The organism is Burkholderia sp. LS-044, from assembly GCF_004803625.1.
Lineage (GTDB): Bacteria > Pseudomonadota > Gammaproteobacteria > Burkholderiales > Burkholderiaceae > Burkholderia > Burkholderia cepacia.
On the sequence record NZ_SSWO01000015.1, the window covers coordinates 50961 to 68103 of the forward strand.

Sequence of the window (17143 nt, forward strand, 5' to 3'; positions counted from 1 at the left end):
TGCCGTTGTGCGATGCTGCGTGCGAGTCGTCGCTCAGTGCAGCTTGATCGACGGCTGGTTGCGGCTTTGCAGCCAGTGGCTCAGCGACTGGAACAGCGCACGCTTCACGCCGACCACGCTGAACAGGTGCTTGCGATACAGGAACTTGTACAGGCCGATCGCGGCGAGCCCGTCGACGATCAGCGAGCGCGAACGCACACCGAGGTCGGCCTGGTACACGGCGCCCGCATGCCCGAGCGACACGACGGTGCCTGCATCACGGAACGTGAAGCCGGCCACCGGCTTGCCGGCGACGCGGCGCGCAAACGCGTTGACCAGATACACGGCCTGCTGGTACGCAACCTGCGCGCGCGGCGGCAGGAAGCCGCTCGCACCGGCCGTCGGGCACGCGGCGCAGTCGCCGAACGCATACACGTGCGGATCGTCGGGCGTCTGCAGCGTATCGGTCACGATCACCTGGTTCGCACGATTGAGCGCGATGTCGCCGATTTCGCGCAGCATCGCGGGGCCCGCCACGCCGGCCGCCCAGATCGTGATGTCGCTCGCGAGCCGTTCGCCGGTCGCGGTCGTCACGGCATCCGCGCCGACTTCCGCCACGCGGGTATCAGTCTGCACGTCCACGTTCAGCGCGCGAAGCTGCGCGTGCATCTTGCCGGACAGCCGCGCGTCGAGTGCCGGCAGGATGCGCGGGCCGCCTTCGATCAACCGGATGTGCACGTCGCGTGCGGATACCAGCGCCTTGAAGCGGTACGTCGTCAGCTGCTGGATCGCATGCCGCAATGCCGCGGCCAGCTCGACGCCCGTCGCACCCGCGCCGATCACGTTGATGCAGATCGGCGCCGCGCGCCGTGCGGGTCGCTGCTCGGCCAGGTGATTCGCCTTCGTGCAGGCTGCAAGGAACTTCCGGCGGAAATCCTCGGCCTGGTCGAGGTTTTCGAGCGGCAGCGCATGGCGCGCGGCGCCCGGCACGTTGAAGAAGTTCGTCACGCTGCCGACGGCGAGCACGAGGTCGTCATAGTCGAGCTCGCGCTGCGGCAGGATTTCCGTGCCGTCCGCATCCTGCACGGCCGCGATCGTTGCGGTGCGTGCCGCGCGGTCGACCCGCTGCAGCGCGCCCTGCACGAAACGGAAACCGTGGCGCTTTGCTTGCGCTGCGTACTCGATCGTGTGCGATGCCGGGTCGCGATGGCCCGAAGCGGCTTCGTGCAGCAGCGGCTTCCAGAAGTGCGTCGGGTAGCGGTCGACGAGCACGACTTCGGCTTGGCCGCGGCGTCCGACCGTATCGCCGAGACGCGTGGCGAGGTGCAGGCCGCCGGCGCCGCCGCCGACGATCACGATGCGCGGCAGGCGCGGTGCGCGGTCCGTTGCAAGGTTGGGCGTGGTGTTGTCCATGTGGGGCTCCCGCTGAATGACGATTCGGATGACATTGCTCGAGAACCGACGATATAGTTTCGAACCCACTCGAACAATTTAATGTTTATAAGCGACTCATATGTATTCACTTATAGGAAAGACCGCGACGTTCCGGCAGCTGAAGGCGCTGGACATGATTGCGCGGCTCGGCAGCGTGTCGCGGGCGGCCGAGGAGCTGAACCTGACGCAGCCGGCCGTGTCGCTGCAGGTTCGCCTGCTCGAGGAGGCGGTGGGCGCCGCCTTGCTGCAGCGGGTGGGGCGCGGGGTACAGCTGACCGCGGCCGGCGAGATCGTGTCGCGCTATGCGCGCGAGATCCTGCATCTGTGGAGCGAGGCCGGCGACGAAGTGGCCGCGCTGACCGGCGATCTCGGCGGCACGCTGCGGATCGGTGCGATCACGACGGCCGAGTACCTGATTCCGCCGCTGCTCGTGAAATTCACCGCGACGCGTCCGCATGTGAAGACATATTTCAAGGTTGGAAATCGCGACGACATCATCCGCATGCTCGCCACGCATGAAATCGATCTCGCGGTGATGGGCAGCGCGCCGAAGGAATTGCGTACGCATGCGGTGGAGTTCGCGAAGCATCCGATGGTGTTCGTCGCGGCGCCTGGTCATCCGCTGATGCAGCGCAAGCGCATCTCGCTGAAGGATCTCGAATCCGCGCACCTGCTCGTGCGCGAACGCGGCGCGGGCACGCGGTCGACCGTCGAGAACCTCTTCAAGACGGCCGGCCACCGCTTCCATGTGGGCTCCGAACTGTCGAGCAACGAGGCGATCAAGCAGATGGCCGAAGCCGGGCTCGGTGTCGCGTTCCTGTCGTTGCACGCGTGTGCACTCGAATTGCGCACCGGGCTGCTCGGGCAACTGCCGTTCCCCGGCAACCCGATCGAACGCGAATGGTATGTGGTCACGCTCGCCGACCGGCGCATTTCGCAGGTCACGGGGCTGTTCCGCGATTTCCTGATCAAGCAGGGCGCGCCGGTGATCGACGGCGCGACGGTGGCACCGCACGAGCGGCGGCGCAAATAAGCGGCGCAAATGAGCGTCCGACACCGGCCGTGCGGCCGGTCAGACGAGCCCGAAGTCGTCGTTGCTGTCGGGGATCGACGCGAGCAGCCGTTCGAGCCGGTACCAGCCCACGATGCGCAGGCACCGGGCGGCTATCGTGGTGCGGTCGTTGCGGGAGCGGGGGCCGGACGAGGGGCGGGTGGCGGCGGGCGACGGCGCGGTGAGCGCGGTGCGTTGCGCAAGGCAGTGAGGCATGACGGTCTCCGTAGGTGTCGGATGGGGCCATCGTAAGCGGCACGGCGCCCGCCGGCGCACACGCAAGGATGGCCCCGAGCAGAAACGGATGATCTTTTTCTGCTCGGCCCGGGTGAGCAGCCGGCAGGTCCGGCAGGCGGGCCGAAAACGCGTCACAATGCGCGTTCGATATTCCCATTCACCGGAGGAAGGCCATGAGCGATGCGATTCTCGCGGCGCCGACGGACAACGGCGTCCCGGTCAGCCTGCGCTCCAGCCGCGGGCTCGGCTGGCAGGGCTTCGGCGCGTCGCTGCTGGAAATCCGCGCGGGCACCTACCGGATTCCGGCGGCCGAGCATCATCGGATCGGCGTGCATATCGGCGGGCCTGTTCGCGCGGATTGCGTGTGCGACGGCGAACGCGTATCGCGCATTCAGGCGCATGGCGACGTCGATGTGATTCCGGCGGGCTTGCCCGGCCAGTGGACCGACAGCGCCGACTGCCGGATCCTGCACATCATGCTCAGCGACACGTTTGTGCGGCGCACCGTCGAGCAGCTCGAACTGAAGCCGTCGCAGGGGCAGATCCGCCGCCGGCTGCAGGTGCGTGACCCGCGCCTTCAGCACATCGCGTGGGCGATGGCGGCCGAACTCGAAGCGGACGACGCGTCGGATCCGCTCTATGCGGAAAGCCTGTGCACGGCGCTCGTCGCGCGGCTGGTCGACGGCCAGCCGGCGTTTCGCGAGCGCCGCCGCACGCTCGCGCCGAAGGCGGCCGCGCGCGTGATCGACTATGTCGAAGCGAATCTCGAGCGGCGCATGACGCTTGCCGAACTCGCGGCGCTCGTGTCGATCAGCGTCCCGCATTTCAAGGTGCTGTTCCGCGAAACGCTCGGGATGCCCGTGCATCAGTACGTCGTGCGGCGCCGGGTCGAGCGGGCGAAGGCGTTGCTGCTCGAAGGCCGGCTGAGTATCAGCCAGATCGCGCTCGAAGCCGGGTTTGCGCACCAGAGTCACATGGCGAACTGGATGAATCGCGTGGTGGGTGCGACGCCGACGGAGATTGCGCGATCGGGGGAGCGGGGTGGGTTGAGGCTGGCGTATGAGGGCGTGGAGGACGCGAAGCCCTCGCGTCGCTAGCCTCGGCAGCGTGACGGGTGGGCGGGGCGCCGCGCGATCCGTGCGCGGCCCCGCATCCCGTCATCCTTTCCTGCTGTATTCATCCCTCCCTGCGCGCCGTTCCCTCCGCCCAACCCGACAATCACCCCACCTTCATCCCCCCAGGAGCGAACCGTGTTCGTGATCTTCGGAGCATCAGGCAACGTCGGCCAGTCGACCGTGGAGACCTTGCGCAACGCCGGCCATCCCGTGCGCGCGGTGTTGCGCGACGCACGCCATCGTGAACGCTTCGCGCAGTTTGGCTGCGATGTCGTGATCGCCGAGCTGACGGACGCGAACGCGGTCGCATCCGCGATCGACGGCGCACAGGCCGTACAGATACTGTGCCCGGTACCCGTAGCCGACCCCGATCCGGCCGCGACGATGGCGCGGACGATCGACGTCGCCACCGCCGCACTCGCCGCAAACCCGCCGCCTGCGCTACTCGCCCTGTCGGATTACGGCGCGGAGCGCGAAGGCAACACGGGCATCACGCGTCTGTTCCATTACCTCGAGGAACGGCTGAGAACGATCCCGACGCAATTGACGCTGCTACGTTCGGCCGAGCATCTGCAGAACTGGGCGCGCGTGCTGCCGGTCGCGCTCGGCACCGGCGTGCTGCCGAGCTTCCACCATCCGGTCGGCAAGGTGTTCCCGACGGTCTGGGCGCCCGATGTGGGCGTCGTCGCGGCGCGGTTGCTGCTCGATGCGCCCGAGGGCGGCAACGGGCCGCGCATCGTCAGCGTCGAAGGGCCGCAGCGGGTGAGCGTGACGACCATTGCGGATACGCTCGGCGCGGCGGCCGGCCGTGCCATCGTCGCGCATGAACTGCCGCGCGACACCTGGGCCGCGACGCTGCTGCGCGCGGGCCTCAGCGAACGCCATGCACAGTTGATCGTCGATCTCTACGACGTGCACAACGCCGGACAGATCGACGTCGAGGAGGGCGTATCGGAGCGGCTTTACGGGACGACGGCGCCGGCCGATGCACTTGCGCAGCTGTTGCGCCAGCACGCGCGCTGATCGACGCGGCGGCGAGCGTTGCGCGTGTTGCGCATCACGCCTGTCGCCGCACCTTGTTCAGTACCGCATACGAAAACGATCCGATCACGATCCCCCAGAACGCGGAACCGAGCCCGAGCCACGTCATGCCCGACGCGGTCGCGAGGAACGTGATCACCGACGCCTCGCGGTGATTCTCGTCCTCGAAGATCCCGTGCACGTTCGCGCCGATCGCGCCGATCAGCGCGAGCCCCGCGAGGATCGCGACGAACGCCTTCGGCAGCGCGAAGAACACCGTGACGATCGTGCCCGCGAAGAGCCCGCCCATCAGGTAGAACGCACCGTTCGCGAGCCCGGCGACGTAGCGCCGGCCCGCATCCTCGTGCGCGTCCTTGCCGGTGCAGAGCGCGGCCGTGATCGCCGCGACGACGATCGTGATCCCGCCGAAGCACGCGACCACGAGCGACATCACGCTGGTCGCCGTGATGATCGGGCGCGCGGGCGTGTGATAGCCGGACACCCGCAGGATCGTCATGCCCGGCAGGAACTGGCCGGTGAGGCTGACGACGACGAGCGGCAGCGCGAGGCTCAGCGTCGTGCCGAGCGTCCATTCGGGCGCGATGAAGATCGGGTGCGCGATGCTCGGCGACACGTTGCCGAGATGCGTCATCCCGAGCGCCGTCGCGAGCGCGGCGCCCGTCAGCAGCACGAGCACGATGCTGTAGCGCGGCAGCAGGCGCTTGAAGATCACGTAGGCCGCGATCATCCCGAACGCGAGCGCGGGCTGCTCCGATGCGGCGGCGAACGCGTGCGTGCCGAACGGCAGCAGGATGCCGGCCATCATCCCGCACGCGATGCCGCGCGGAATGTGACGCACGAGCCGGTCGAAATAGCCGGTTACGCCGATCAGCAGGATGATCAGCGCGGCCGTGATGTAGGCGCCGACGGCCTGGTTGAGCGTCAGTTGCGGAAACAGGCCGACGAGCAGCGCGGTGCCGGGTGCCGACCACGCGGTGACGACCGGCACCTTCAGCTTCCAGCTCGCGAACAGGCCCGAGATGCCCGCGCCGATCGAGATCGCCCAGACCCACGACGACACCATTTCATTGGACACGTGCGCGGCCTGCGACGCCTGGAAGAAGATCGCGAGCGGGCCCGCGTAGGAAATCAGGACCGCGAGAAAGCCCGCGGTGATCGCGGAAACGGACCAGTCGTTGCCGATCGCGCGGATTGCGCCGGGCGGGGTGTTCGATTGCATCGTCGTGGGGGCGTGCGGCGCGTGGCCGGGGGCAGAGCCGGGGCGAATGATTGTTGGAAGCCCCGGACGAGCCGCCATTCTGGACATTGGCGGCGCAATTGGCAATGCGCGGGCACGAGCGGTATCGTCGGCATTTCGTAAGAAAAATGCGGCGCGGCGGACGAATCGCCGGCCGTACGGCCTGACGCCCGCGTCGCTGAATCCGGCTGCTTCACGAAGCAGTGCGGCTCCGCCGCACGTCACGTACTGATCTGCAGCACCTTGTCGACCACCGCCACCTTTACCCCGCTCCCCGTCGACAGCGACGCCGTGCCCTGGTCGAACGGATGCACGGGCGTATCGGTCGGCGTCCACGCATGGCGCGCGAGCAGCTCGCGATACCCGCCGCGGATCACGAAACCGCCGCATTTCTTCGCATACGCGTCGCGCCGCATCCGGTACGCGCGCGGCAGGTCGTACCACGGCAGCTTCGGCAGGTCGTGATGAACGAGGTGGTAGTTGTTGTTCAGGTACAGCAGCCGCATCGCGAAGCCGGCCTCGTTGATCGTGATGCGCGCCTTCGGGTGCCGCGCGGCGCGGTGCTCGTACAGCGAGCGGATCATCGCGAGCGACAGCGCGGGCCACGTGACGGCCAGCAGGTAGTACCACCACGGCACGCCGATCTCGCGTTGTAGCCATGCGAGCAGCACGACCACGCAGGCGGCGTGCATGATCCACATCGGCAGATGGCGGAAGTCGCCGCGCCGGAACCTGGCGACCGCATCGGCGACCGTCGCGGCGATGGCGAGCGGCGGCCCCACGACGATTCGTCCGATGAAAGTCTTGCGCGCGACCGTCAGCGCGCGACGCCAGCGCGGCAGCCGCGCCCAGCGTTCGCGCGTTACGTAGTTCGTTTCGGGATCGACGCCCGGCACGGTCAGGTCTTCGTCGCGGTGATGGTCGAGGTGCGTGTCGCGATACAGCGTGTACGGATACCAGACCGTCAGCGGCGGATAGCCGAGCAGCTTGTTCATGAACGCGGAACGTGTCGGATGGCCGTGCAGTAGTTCGTGCTGCAGCGACATGTGCCATGCGCCGAGCAGGATCAGCGGCGGCGTCGCGGCCGCGAGCGACAGGTGCCCGTCGCGCACGAGCAGCAGCACGGCCAGCCAGCCGCCGTAGATGACGGCGACCAGCAGCCAGGTCGGCCACTCGGTGCGGGCGGTGAAGCGGGCGCCGAGCGCGGCAATCGCGCGCGCGTGATCGACGTCGAAGTATTCGGCCATGGCGTTGAGGCGGATGGATCGGGCAGTGCGGGGAACGAGCGATGGAACCGGTGCGCTCGGCCCGGTGCGCAGGTGTCTCGCGGATCACGGTCGGCCTGTCCGGCATTGCGCAAGGTGGCAGCGCCGGCAGGCCTTCGAACGGTACCGGGGCAGCGCTGCAGCGCCAACCAATCGATTCGCATTTGCTTATCGTGACGAGGCCGATAAGCATCGGGGCCGCCGCCGGTGCGTAGAATGCCCGCATGAACCCATGGATCGCAGTACTGCCGATGTACAACGTGACGCCGCGCCACGCCGCCCTGTGGCGCGCGTTGTTGCGCGATGCGCTCGACGCGTTCGCGAAGGCGGGCGGCCCTGCCGGCGTAGCGCTGCCCGATGCGCCGTTCGACGACCTGCATGCGCTGTGGCGGCGCGACGATCTGCTGCTGTCGCAGACCTGCGGCTACCCGTACCGGATGCTCGGGTTGCGCGGCGTCGTGCGTTTGATCGCGACGCCTGCTTTCGACGCGGACGGCTGCGACGGGGCGCGTTATAGCAGCGTGCTGGTCGTGTCGGCGCGCGTGCACGCGGGCGGCACGACGACGCTCGCCGCCTGTCGCGGGCTGCGCGCCGCACTCAACGGCGACGATTCACACAGCGGGATGAACGCATTCAGGCACGCGGTCGCGCCGCATGCGCATGACGGGCATTTCTTCGGGGCGGTCACGCCGGTTGGCTCGCACGTGAACGTGCTGCGTGCGCTGGCGTCGGGCGATGCCGATTGCGGGGCGATTGACTGCGTGACGTTTGCTTATATCCGCGACGCGTTGCCCGATCTGCTGAAGGACATCCGGGTCATCGGTACGACGGCTTCCGCGCCGGGATTGCCGTTCATCGCGTCGCGCGCGCTGCCGGAAACACAGGTCGGTGCGTTGCAGGACGCGCTCGATCGTGCGGCGGCCGCCGACGCGCAACGGGCGCGCGTGCTGCGGCTGAAGGGCTTCGAACGGCTGCTGCCGGCCGACTACGACACGATTGCACGGTTCGCGCAGGACGCGGCCGCGCACGGTTATCCCGAACTGGCCTGAGCGCCGCGAGCATGCCGTGAAGCGCTAGAACGGCAGCGTGCCGGGCGGCGCGTTGCGCACCACCGCGAGCGTCGTGCCGATATGGTCCTCGAGCGCGAGCGCCGCGCGCGCATCGGCGCGCCGCATCGCGGCGTCGAACAGGCACGCATGTTCCGCATGCACGTCGCGCTTCGAATCGCCGAGCCCAATGCACACGCGCCGGTACCGTTCGCTTTGCTGCGAGAGCATCCGCAGGATCAGGTAGGTCCACGGCGTCGCGGCGGCCGAGATCAGCGCTTCGTGAAAGCGCCGGTTGCACGCTTCCCACGCGGTCCGGTGCGCGATCGACACCGGTTGTTCCCACGCCGACAGCATCTCGAAGCTCTGGCGCACGCGCTGTTCCCATGCGTCGTCGCCGCGTCGCACGGATTCGCGCAATGCATCGACCTCGATGTGGATGCGCAGCCGTGTGATCGCTTCGAGATCGTCGACCGACATCGGCGTCACGCGAAAGCCGCGCTGCCCTTCGGCGACGACCAGCGCATCGCTGACGAGCCGCGTGAGCGCTTCGCGCAGCGTGCCGGCGCCGACGCCGTACACGTTCTTCAGATGCTCGACGCGCAGCTTCGCGCCCGGCGGGTAGTGGCCTTCGACGATGTGCTGGCGCAGCTGATGGTATGCATGCTCGCTGAGCGTGCGGGCATGCGGCTCGACGGTATCGTCGGTCGCCGACGCGTCGTCGGGCAGCGTGTCGGTGAACGGGGGCGCGGGCAGGATGGTGTTCATGTCAGGCGTCCTCCTGATCGTGTTTGCGATTGAGGCGGTAGCTGAGCTGCGCGCGTGTCACGCCGAGCAGGCGTGCGGCGGCCGACAGGTTGCCGTTCGCGCGGTCGACGGCTTCATGCAGCAGCGCACGCTCGAGGCCGTCGAGCCCGCCGCCGCCCTGCAACTGGTCGAGCAGCGTCGCGCAGTCGATCGACAGCGCGGCCGCCGGGCGAATCTGCCCCGCACGGTCGACCGTCGCGCCGCCGGGCAGCCCGACGCCGGGGAACAGGTCCTTCGCGTCGACCGGCCGGTTCGGGCGCGACAGGATCACCGCGCGCTCGATCAGGTTCTCGAGCTCGCGCACGTTGCCGGGCCACCGGTAGCCGCGCAGCGTGTCGTACGCATAGTCGGTCAGCGTGGGCGCAGGCTTGCCGTGCAGCGACGCGAAGCGTTCGAGCATCGCGTCGGCGAGCAGCGCGATATCGTCCTGCCGGTCGCGCAGCGGCGGGATCAGCACCGGGTAGACGTTGATCCGGTAATAGAGGTCCGCGCGAAAGGTGCCGTCGCGCACGGCCTGTTCGAGGTCGCGGTTGGTCGCCGCGACGACGCGCACGTCGACCTTCCTGCCTTCCGTCGCGCCGAGCCGCTCGACTTCGCCCTCCTGAAGCACGCGCAGCAGCTTGGCCTGCACGTCGAGCGGCAGTTCGCCGATCTCGTCGAGGAACAGCGTGCCGCCGTTCGCGCGCTCGAAGCGCCCGGCGCGCGTGGCCTGCGAGCCCGTGAACGCGCCCTTCTCCGCGCCGAACAGTTCCGATTCGATCAGTGCGTGCGGAATCGCCGCGCAGTTGATCGCGACGAACGGCTTCGCGGCGCGCGGGCTGAGGCTGTGCAGCGCGCGGGCGAACCGTTCCTTGCCGACGCCCGTCTCGCCGGTGAGCAGCACGGCGACCTTGGTCGGCGCGGCCGTTTCGAGCAGCGCGTATGCGGCGCGAAACGCATCGGAGCGCCCGACGAGCTTCGTCCGGCTGTCGTCGGGCGCGATTTCGAGGCGCAGCGATTCGACCTCGGTCTGCAGGTCGCGGATCGTATTGATCAGCGAATCGGCCTTGAACCACGACGAGATTTCCTCTGCATCGGGCCATTCGTCGGCCGGCTTGCCGACGATCGTGCAGTGCGGATCGTGCATGCCGACACAGGACGTTTCCTTGAACAGGATGGTCCGGCCGATGAACGCGCTCGTATAGCCGGTCGCATAGCCGATCAGCATCCAGCACACGGGCTCGGGCTGCGGGCCGAACGTGCGGCGGTGCACGTCGGCTTCCCAGGAATGCTCCCACCGGTACTCGCAATAGAACGCACCGGTCGCAGGGTCCGCTTCGAAACGCAGCGGCGTGACCTGCACCGCGCCTTCGAGCATGTGCAACTGCGGGCCGACATGAAACATGTCGAACAGCGATGCGCCGCTGCGGATCTCGCGCGCGAGCGCGGCGTCCCGTTCGCCGGCGGCAAAGCCGACGCGCGTGAAGAATCGCCGCGTCTGCGCCGGGCCGACGCTTTCCATCAGTTCCTGGCGCAGCGTCGCCAGCGCGCCGGCATGGAGCAGCACCATCCGCTGTCCGGCGAGCCAGATGCGGCCGTCGCTCGCCGAAAAATGGATCAGCTTGCGCAGGTCGGTGTCTGGCGGCAAGGGGGGCAGGCTGGGCCGCGTCATGTCTCCTCCGTCGAGATTTCTCGTGATTTTCGAAATTTCCGCAAGCGGCGCCCGGGGACACGTGACGGGTTGATCATTTGATCAAATGCGCGAAACCGGATTGATCAAATGATGAAGGAGTCCGTCTGATCAGGGGTTCGGCGCGATAGTCCGGGCGCGGATCGCGTTCTGGTTAACCGCCATTGTGGATCTCGAATTCAAACTTTACGTCAGGGCTTTCCCTGAATTATCGAGATTTTTTGCCAAGCCGGCCGAGTGTGGCACGGATGCTGCATTGAAGGACGGCATGGAGGCGACACCGAACATGAATCCACCCGACACCGATCTTTCTCCGCTCGACCCGGGCCGCAAGTGCGTCCGCGTGACCGGCACGAACTCACGCGGCTTCGTCGAATTCGAGCTGTCGATCGGCGGCGCGCCGGAGCTGTGCGTCGAGCTGACGTTGCCTCCTGCCGCCTTCGACGCGTTCTGCCGCGAACAGCAGGTCACGCGGCTGGACGTCGAAGCGAACCCATGACCTTGAGGAGCAAGAAGTGACCATCGAGCTGAAGACAGTCGACATCAAGCCGCTCCGGCACACCTTTGCGCACGTCGCGCAGCACATCGGCGGCGACAGGACGGCGACGCGCTACCAGGAAGGCATGATGGGCGCGCAGCCCCAGGCGAACTTCCATTACCGGCCGACGTGGGACCCCGATCACGAGATCTTCGACGCGTCGCGTTCGGCGATCCGGATGGCGGACTGGTATGCGCTGAAGGACCCGCGCCAGTTCTACTACGCGTCGTGGGCAACCGCGCGGGCGCGCCAGCAGGACACGATGGAAGCGAACTTCGAGTTCGTCGAATCGCGCCGGATGATCGGCCTGATGCGCGACGACGTCGCTGCGCACGCGCTCGACGTGCTGGTGCCGCTGCGCCACGCGGCGTGGGGCGCGAACATGAACAACGCGCAGGTCTGCGCGCTCGGCTACGGCACGGCGTTCACCGCCCCCGCGATGTTCCATGCGATGGACAACCTCGGCGTCGCGCAGTACCTCACGCGTCTCGCGCTTGCGATGGCCGAGCCCGACACGCTCGATACGGCCAAGGCGGCATGGCTGACCGGCGCCGCGTGGCAGCCGCTGCGCCGCTACGTCGAGGACACGCTGGTCGTCGCCGATCCGGTCGAGCTGTTCGTCGCGCAGAACCTCGCGCTCGACGGGCTGCTTTATCCGCTCATATACGACCGCTTCGTCGATGAACGGATCGCGCTCGCGGGCGGCTCGGCCGTCGCGATGCTGACCGCGTTCATGCCCGAATGGCACACGGAATCGAACCGCTGGATCGACGCGGTCGTGAAAACGATGGCGGCCGAATCGGACGACAACCGCGCACTGCTTGCCCGCTGGACGCGCGACTGGTCCGCACGGGCCGATGCGGCGCTCGCGCCGGTGGCGGCGCTGGCGTTGCGGGACGACGGTCGTGCGGCGCTCGACGAAGTGCGCGAGCTGTTCCATGCGCGCATCGCGAAGCTCGGCATCGCGTTCTGACGACGGGCGTCAATCACTCAAACAGGGAAACCAGCATGTCCAACGTATTCATCGCCTTCCAGGCAAATGAGGAATCCAGACCGATCGTCGAGGCGATCGTCGCGGACAACCCGCTCGCGACGGTGGTCGAGTCGCCCGGCATGGTCAAGATCGATTCGCCGGACCGGCTGACGATCCGCCGCGAAACGATCGAGGAACTGACCGGCACGCGCTTCGACCTGCAGCAGCTGCAGGTGAACCTGATCACGCTGTCGGGCCACATCGACGAGGACGACGACCAGTTCACGCTGAGCTGGTCGCACTGAACGCCGCGCACCGCGCACCGACAACACCGGAGACACGAATGGATACGCCTACGCTCAAGAAAAAGCTCGGCCTGAAGGACCGCTACGCGGCGATGACGCGCGGCCTCGGCTGGGAAACGACCTACCAGCCGATGGACAAGGTATTCCCGTACGACCGCTACGAGGGCATCAAGATCCACGACTGGGACAAGTGGGTCGACCCGTTCCGCCTGACGATGGACGCGTACTGGAAATACCAGGGCGAGAAGGAAAAGAAACTGTACGCGGTGATCGACGCGTTCACGCAGAACAACGCGTTCCTCGGCGTGACGGACGCGCGCTACATCAATGCGCTGAAGCTGTTCATCCAGGGCGTGACGCCGCTCGAATACCTCGCGCACCGCGGCTTCGCGCACGTCGGCCGGCATTTCACCGGCGAGGGCGCGCGCATCGCGTGCCAGATGCAGTCGATCGACGAGCTGCGGCACTACCAGACCGAAACGCACGCGATGTCGACGTACAACAGGTTCTTCAACGGGTTCCATCACTCGAACCACTGGTTCGATCGCGTCTGGTACCTGTCGGTGCCGAAGTCGTTCTTCGAGGATGCGTATTCGTCGGGGCCGTTCGAATTCCTGACCGCCGTGAGCTTCTCGTTCGAATACGTGCTGACGAACCTGCTGTTCGTGCCGTTCATGTCGGGCGCCGCATACAACGGCGACATGTCGACCGTCACGTTCGGCTTCTCCGCGCAATCGGACGAATCGCGTCACATGACGCTCGGCATCGAGTGCATCAAGTTCCTGCTCGAACAGGATCCCGACAACGTGCCGATCGTGCAGCGCTGGATCGACAAGTGGTTCTGGCGCGGCTACCGGCTGCTGACGCTCGTCGCGATGATGATGGACTACATGCAGCCGAAGCGCGTGATGAGCTGGCGCGAATCGTGGGAGATGTACGCGGAGCAGAACGGCGGCGCGCTGTTCAAGGATCTCGCACGCTACGGCATTCGCGAGCCGAAGGGCTGGCAGGACGCATGCGAAGGCAAGGACCACATTAGCCACCAGGCGTGGTCGACGTTCTACGGCTTCAACGCGGCGTCCGCATTCCATACGTGGGTGCCGGGCGAGGATGAGATGGCGTGGCTGTCCGCGAAGTATCCGGATTCGTTCGACCGCTACTACCGCCCGCGCTTCGATTACTGGGGCGAGCAGGCGAAGGCCGGCAACCGCTTCTACATGAAGACGCTGCCGATGCTGTGCCAGACCTGCCAGATCCCGATGCTGTTCACCGAGCCCGGCAACGCACGCAAGATCGGCGCGCGCGAATCGGATTACCTCGGCAACAAGTTCCATTTCTGCAGCGATCACTGCAAGGAAATCTTCGATCACGAGCCGCAGAAGTACGTGCAGGCGTGGCTGCCGGTGCACCAGATCCATCAGGGCAACTGCTTCCCGCCCGATGCGGACCCGACGGCGGAAGGCTTCGATCCGCTCGCCGCGGTGCTCGACTACTACGCGGTGCGGATGGGCCGCGACAACCTCGATTTCGAAGGCTCGGAAGACCAGAAGAACTTCGCGGCCTGGCGCGGCCAGGTCACGAGCAACTGATCAATACGCAACCTTGAACGAGACCGGCGCACGCGCGAAGGCGCGAACGCCGGCCGACAGGAGACAAACATGGCCGTCATCGCGCTCAAACCCTACGACTTCCCGGTGAAGGACGCGGTCGGGAAGTTCCCGGCGCCGCTGCTCTACGTGTGCTGGGAAGACCACCTGATGTTCCCGGCGCCGTTCTGCCTGCCGCTGCCGCCCGACCTGCCGTTCGGCGCGCTCGTGCGCGACGTGCTGCCGCCCGTCTACGGCTACCACCCGGATTTCGCGAAGATCGACTGGGATCGCGTCGAGTGGTTCCGCTCCGGTGAGCCGTGGACGCCGGATCCCGCGCAGAGCCTCGCCGGCAACGGCCTCGGGCACAAGGACCTGATCAGCTTCCGCACGCCGGGCCTCGACGGCCTCGGCGGCGCGAGCTTCTGACCGCCACGCGGACGAGCGAACCATCATGAGCCACCAACTTACCATCGAGCCGCTGGGCGTCACGATCGAGGTCGAGGAAGGACAGACGATGCTCGATGCCGCGCTGCGCCAGGGCATCTACATTCCGCACGCGTGCTGTCACGGCCTGTGCGGCACCTGCAAGGTCGCCGTGCTCGACGGCGAGACCGATCTTGGCGACGCGAACCCGTTCGCGCTGATGGATTTCGAGCGCGAGGAAGGCAAGGCGCTCGCATGCTGCGCGACGCTGCAGGCCGACACCGTGATCGAGGCCGACGTCGACGAGGAGCCCGACGCGGAGATCATCCCGGTCAAGGACTTCGCGGCCGACGTCACGCGCATCGAGCAGCTCACGCCGACCATCAAGTCGATCCGCCTGAAGCTGTCGCAGCCGATCCATTTCCAGGCCGGCCAGTACGTGCAGCTCGAAATCCCCGGGCTCGGGCAGAGCCGCGCGTTCTCGATCGCGAACGCACCGGCGGATGTGGCCGCCACCGACGAGATCGAGCTGAACGTGCGTCAGGTGCCGGGCGGCCTGGGCACCAGCTACCTGCACGAGCAGCTGGCGACCGGCGACCGCGTGCGGCTGTCGGGCCCGTACGGCCGTTTCTTCGTGCGCCGCTCGGCCGCGCTGCCGATGATCTTCATGGCCGGCGGCTCCGGGCTGTCGAGCCCGCGCTCGATGATCGCCGACCTGCTCGCGAGCGGCGTTACCGCGCCGATCACGCTGATCTACGGCCAGCGCAACGCGAAGGAGCTTTATTACCACGACGAATTCCGCGCGCTGGCCGAACGCTACCCGAATTTCACGTACGTGCCGGCGCTGTCGGAAGGCGCACCGGACGCGGGTGACGGCGTCGCGAACGGCTTCGTGCACGACGTCGCGAAGGCGCATTTCGACGGCGACTTCTCCGGCCATCAAGCCTACCTGTGCGGACCGCCCGCGATGATCGACGCGTGCATCACCGCGCTGATGCAGGGGCGCCTGTTCGAGCGCGACATCTATCACGAGAAGTTCATTTCGGCGGCCGACGCGCAACAGACGCGCAGCCCGCTGTTCCGGCGGGTGTGACATGGACGCGGGCCGCGTGTGCGCGACGGTGACGATCGCGCAGACCGACGAGCGCTACGCATGCGGCGCCGGCGAATCGCTACTGGCCGGCATGGCGAAGCTCGGCCGGCGCGGCATCCCGGTCGGCTGCCTGAACGGCGGGTGCGGCGTGTGCAAGGTGCGCGTGCTGCGCGGCGCGGTGCGCAAGCTCGGACCGGTCAGCCGCGCGCACGTGAGCGCCGAGGAGGAGGACGACGGTTATGCGCTCGCGTGCCGCGTGACGGCCGACGGCGACGTCGAACTGGAAGTGGCCGGCCGGCTGAAGAAGCCGTTTTTCTGCGGATCGGCCTGTGCCGGGACGCCGGAACTCAACAAGTAACCAAGGAGGAGACTCACCATGAGTGTGATGCGTATTGGTCATGTCAATCTGAAGGTGATGGACATGGAAGCGGCGCTGCGTCATTACATACGCGTGCTCGGCATGCAGGAGACGATGCGCGACGCGGCCGGCAACGTCTACCTGAAATGCTGGGACGAATGGGACCGCTATTCGCTGATCCTGTCGCCGTCCGACCAGGCCGGGCTCAAGCATGCGGCCTACAAGGTCGAGCGCGATGCCGACCTCGACACGCTGCGGCAGCGGATCGACGCGTACGGGATCAAGACCGAGATGCTGCCGGAAGGCGCGTTGCCGGCCGTGGGCCGCCAGCTGCGGTTCCTGCTGCCGAGCGGGCATGAATTGCGCCTGTTCGCGCAGAAGGAGCAGGTCGGCACGGCCGTCGGTTCGCTGAATCCCGATCCTTGGCCCGACGACATTCCGGGCTCGGCCGTGCACTGGCTCGACCATTGCCTGCTGATGTGCGAGCTGAATCCCGAGACCGGCGTGAACCGTGTCGAGGAGAACACGCGCTTCATGGCCGAGTGCCTCGACTTCCATCTGGCCGAGCAGGTGATGGTCGGCCCGGGCAACACGATTCGCGCCGCGACGTGGATGTTCCGCAGCTCGACGCCGCACGACATCGCGTTCGTCGGCGGCCCGCGCAACGGCCTGCATCACATCGCGTTCTTCCTCGACGACTGGGCCGACGTGCTGAAGTCGGCCGACGTGATGGCGAAGAACAAGGTGAAGATCGACGTCGCGCCCACGCGGCACGGCATCACGCGCGGCACGACCATCTACTTCTTCGATCCGAGCGGCAACCGCAACGAAACCTTCGCGGGGCTCGGCTATCTCGCGCAACCCGATCGCCCGGTCACGACCTGGACCGAGGACGAACTCGGGCGCGGGATCTTCTTCCACTCCGGCGAGCTGAACGAAGCGTTCACGACCGTCTACACCTGACCCGCGAAGGAGCACAGCGT

At 67.2% G+C, this 17143-nt stretch carries 18 protein-coding genes; 12 read left to right on the plus strand and 6 right to left on the minus strand.

Annotation, left to right across the window (positions count from 1 at the left end):
• Window positions 1-33: 33 nt before the first annotated feature.
• Window positions 34-1392: an NAD(P)/FAD-dependent oxidoreductase gene (locus E9536_RS30640; protein WP_136471899.1), complete on the minus strand. Its 1359-nt coding sequence runs from the start codon at window positions 1390-1392 to the stop codon at window positions 34-36.
• 100 nt (window positions 1393-1492) lie between these two features.
• On the opposite strand from E9536_RS30640, the gene E9536_RS30645 reads away from it, so the two are divergent.
• Window positions 1493-2446 carry a LysR family transcriptional regulator gene (locus E9536_RS30645; RefSeq protein WP_021158002.1) on the plus strand — a complete coding sequence of 318 codons (954 nt, stop codon included), beginning with the start codon at window positions 1493-1495 and terminating at the stop codon, window positions 2444-2446.
• 39 nt (window positions 2447-2485) lie between these two features.
• On the opposite strand, the gene E9536_RS30650 is transcribed toward E9536_RS30645, so the two are convergent.
• Window positions 2486-2680 (minus strand): hypothetical protein, encoded by a 195-nt coding sequence (locus E9536_RS30650; protein WP_060358321.1) that lies wholly within the window; start codon window positions 2678-2680, stop codon window positions 2486-2488.
• A gap of 194 nt (window positions 2681-2874) precedes the next feature.
• Between E9536_RS30650 and E9536_RS30655 the strand changes: the two genes are divergently transcribed.
• Window positions 2875-3798 carry an AraC family transcriptional regulator gene (locus tag E9536_RS30655; protein WP_136471901.1) on the plus strand — a complete coding sequence of 308 codons (924 nt, stop codon included), beginning with the start codon at window positions 2875-2877 and terminating at the stop codon, window positions 3796-3798.
• A 153-nt stretch (window positions 3799-3951) separates the two neighbouring features.
• Window positions 3952-4839: an NAD(P)H-binding protein gene (locus tag E9536_RS30660; RefSeq protein WP_136471903.1), complete on the plus strand. Its 888-nt coding sequence runs from the start codon at window positions 3952-3954 to the stop codon at window positions 4837-4839.
• Window positions 4840-4873: 34 nt separating this feature from the next.
• Here E9536_RS30660 and E9536_RS30665 read toward each other — a convergent pair whose 3' ends face one another.
• Together E9536_RS30665 and E9536_RS30670 are read right to left on the minus strand one after the other, a co-directional pair.
• Window positions 4874-6076, minus strand: a complete 1203-nt coding sequence (locus tag E9536_RS30665; protein ID WP_136471905.1) for a benzoate/H(+) symporter BenE family transporter — start codon at window positions 6074-6076, stop codon at window positions 4874-4876.
• Window positions 6077-6315: 239 nt separating this feature from the next.
• On the minus strand, window positions 6316-7341 hold the full coding sequence (locus tag E9536_RS30670) for a fatty acid desaturase (protein WP_136471906.1): 1026 nt from the start codon (window positions 7339-7341) through the stop codon (window positions 6316-6318).
• Between the two features lie 242 nt (window positions 7342-7583).
• Between E9536_RS30670 and E9536_RS30680 the strand changes: the two genes are divergently transcribed.
• A complete protein-coding gene (locus E9536_RS30680; RefSeq protein WP_060318422.1) occupies window positions 7584-8408 on the plus strand; it encodes a PhnD/SsuA/transferrin family substrate-binding protein in 825 nt (274 codons plus the stop codon).
• Window positions 8409-8432: 24 nt separating this feature from the next.
• Here E9536_RS30680 and E9536_RS30685 read toward each other — a convergent pair whose 3' ends face one another.
• Window positions 8433-9173, minus strand: coding sequence for a GntR family transcriptional regulator (locus E9536_RS30685; protein WP_059695181.1), 741 nt, complete (start codon window positions 9171-9173; stop codon window positions 8433-8435).
• Between the two features lies 1 nt (window position 9174).
• Window positions 9175-10863 carry a sigma-54-dependent Fis family transcriptional regulator gene (locus E9536_RS30690; RefSeq protein WP_059695183.1) on the minus strand — a complete coding sequence of 563 codons (1689 nt, stop codon included), beginning with the start codon at window positions 10861-10863 and terminating at the stop codon, window positions 9175-9177.
• Window positions 10864-11047: 184 nt separating this feature from the next.
• Between E9536_RS30690 and E9536_RS30695 the strand changes: the two genes are divergently transcribed.
• From E9536_RS30695 to E9536_RS30730, 8 genes are all read left to right on the plus strand, one after another.
• Entirely contained in the window at window positions 11048-11380 is a 333-nt protein-coding gene (locus E9536_RS30695; protein ID WP_226113246.1) for a phenol hydroxylase subunit, read from the plus strand.
• Between the two features lie 16 nt (window positions 11381-11396).
• Complete coding sequence (locus E9536_RS30700; protein WP_060318425.1) at window positions 11397-12392, plus strand: phenol hydroxylase; 996 nt, start codon at window positions 11397-11399, stop codon at window positions 12390-12392.
• A gap of 35 nt (window positions 12393-12427) precedes the next feature.
• Window positions 12428-12697 carry an MmoB/DmpM family protein gene (locus E9536_RS30705; protein WP_059684923.1) on the plus strand — a complete coding sequence of 90 codons (270 nt, stop codon included), beginning with the start codon at window positions 12428-12430 and terminating at the stop codon, window positions 12695-12697.
• 38 nt (window positions 12698-12735) lie between these two features.
• Window positions 12736-14286, plus strand: coding sequence for an aromatic/alkene/methane monooxygenase hydroxylase/oxygenase subunit alpha (locus tag E9536_RS30710; protein WP_136471908.1), 1551 nt, complete (start codon window positions 12736-12738; stop codon window positions 14284-14286).
• A 69-nt stretch (window positions 14287-14355) separates the two neighbouring features.
• Entirely contained in the window at window positions 14356-14712 is a 357-nt protein-coding gene (locus E9536_RS30715) for a phenol hydroxylase subunit P4 (protein ID WP_136471910.1), read from the plus strand.
• A 25-nt stretch (window positions 14713-14737) separates the two neighbouring features.
• Window positions 14738-15802, plus strand: a complete 1065-nt coding sequence (locus tag E9536_RS30720) for a phenol 2-monooxygenase domain-containing protein (protein WP_136471912.1) — start codon at window positions 14738-14740, stop codon at window positions 15800-15802.
• Window position 15803: 1 nt separating this feature from the next.
• On the plus strand, window positions 15804-16160 hold the full coding sequence (locus E9536_RS30725; protein ID WP_060083054.1) for a 2Fe-2S iron-sulfur cluster-binding protein: 357 nt from the start codon (window positions 15804-15806) through the stop codon (window positions 16158-16160).
• Window positions 16161-16178: 18 nt separating this feature from the next.
• Window positions 16179-17123 (plus strand): catechol 2,3-dioxygenase, encoded by a 945-nt coding sequence (locus E9536_RS30730; protein WP_059695191.1) that lies wholly within the window; start codon window positions 16179-16181, stop codon window positions 17121-17123.
• The last annotated feature ends 20 nt before the right edge of the window (window positions 17124-17143 follow it).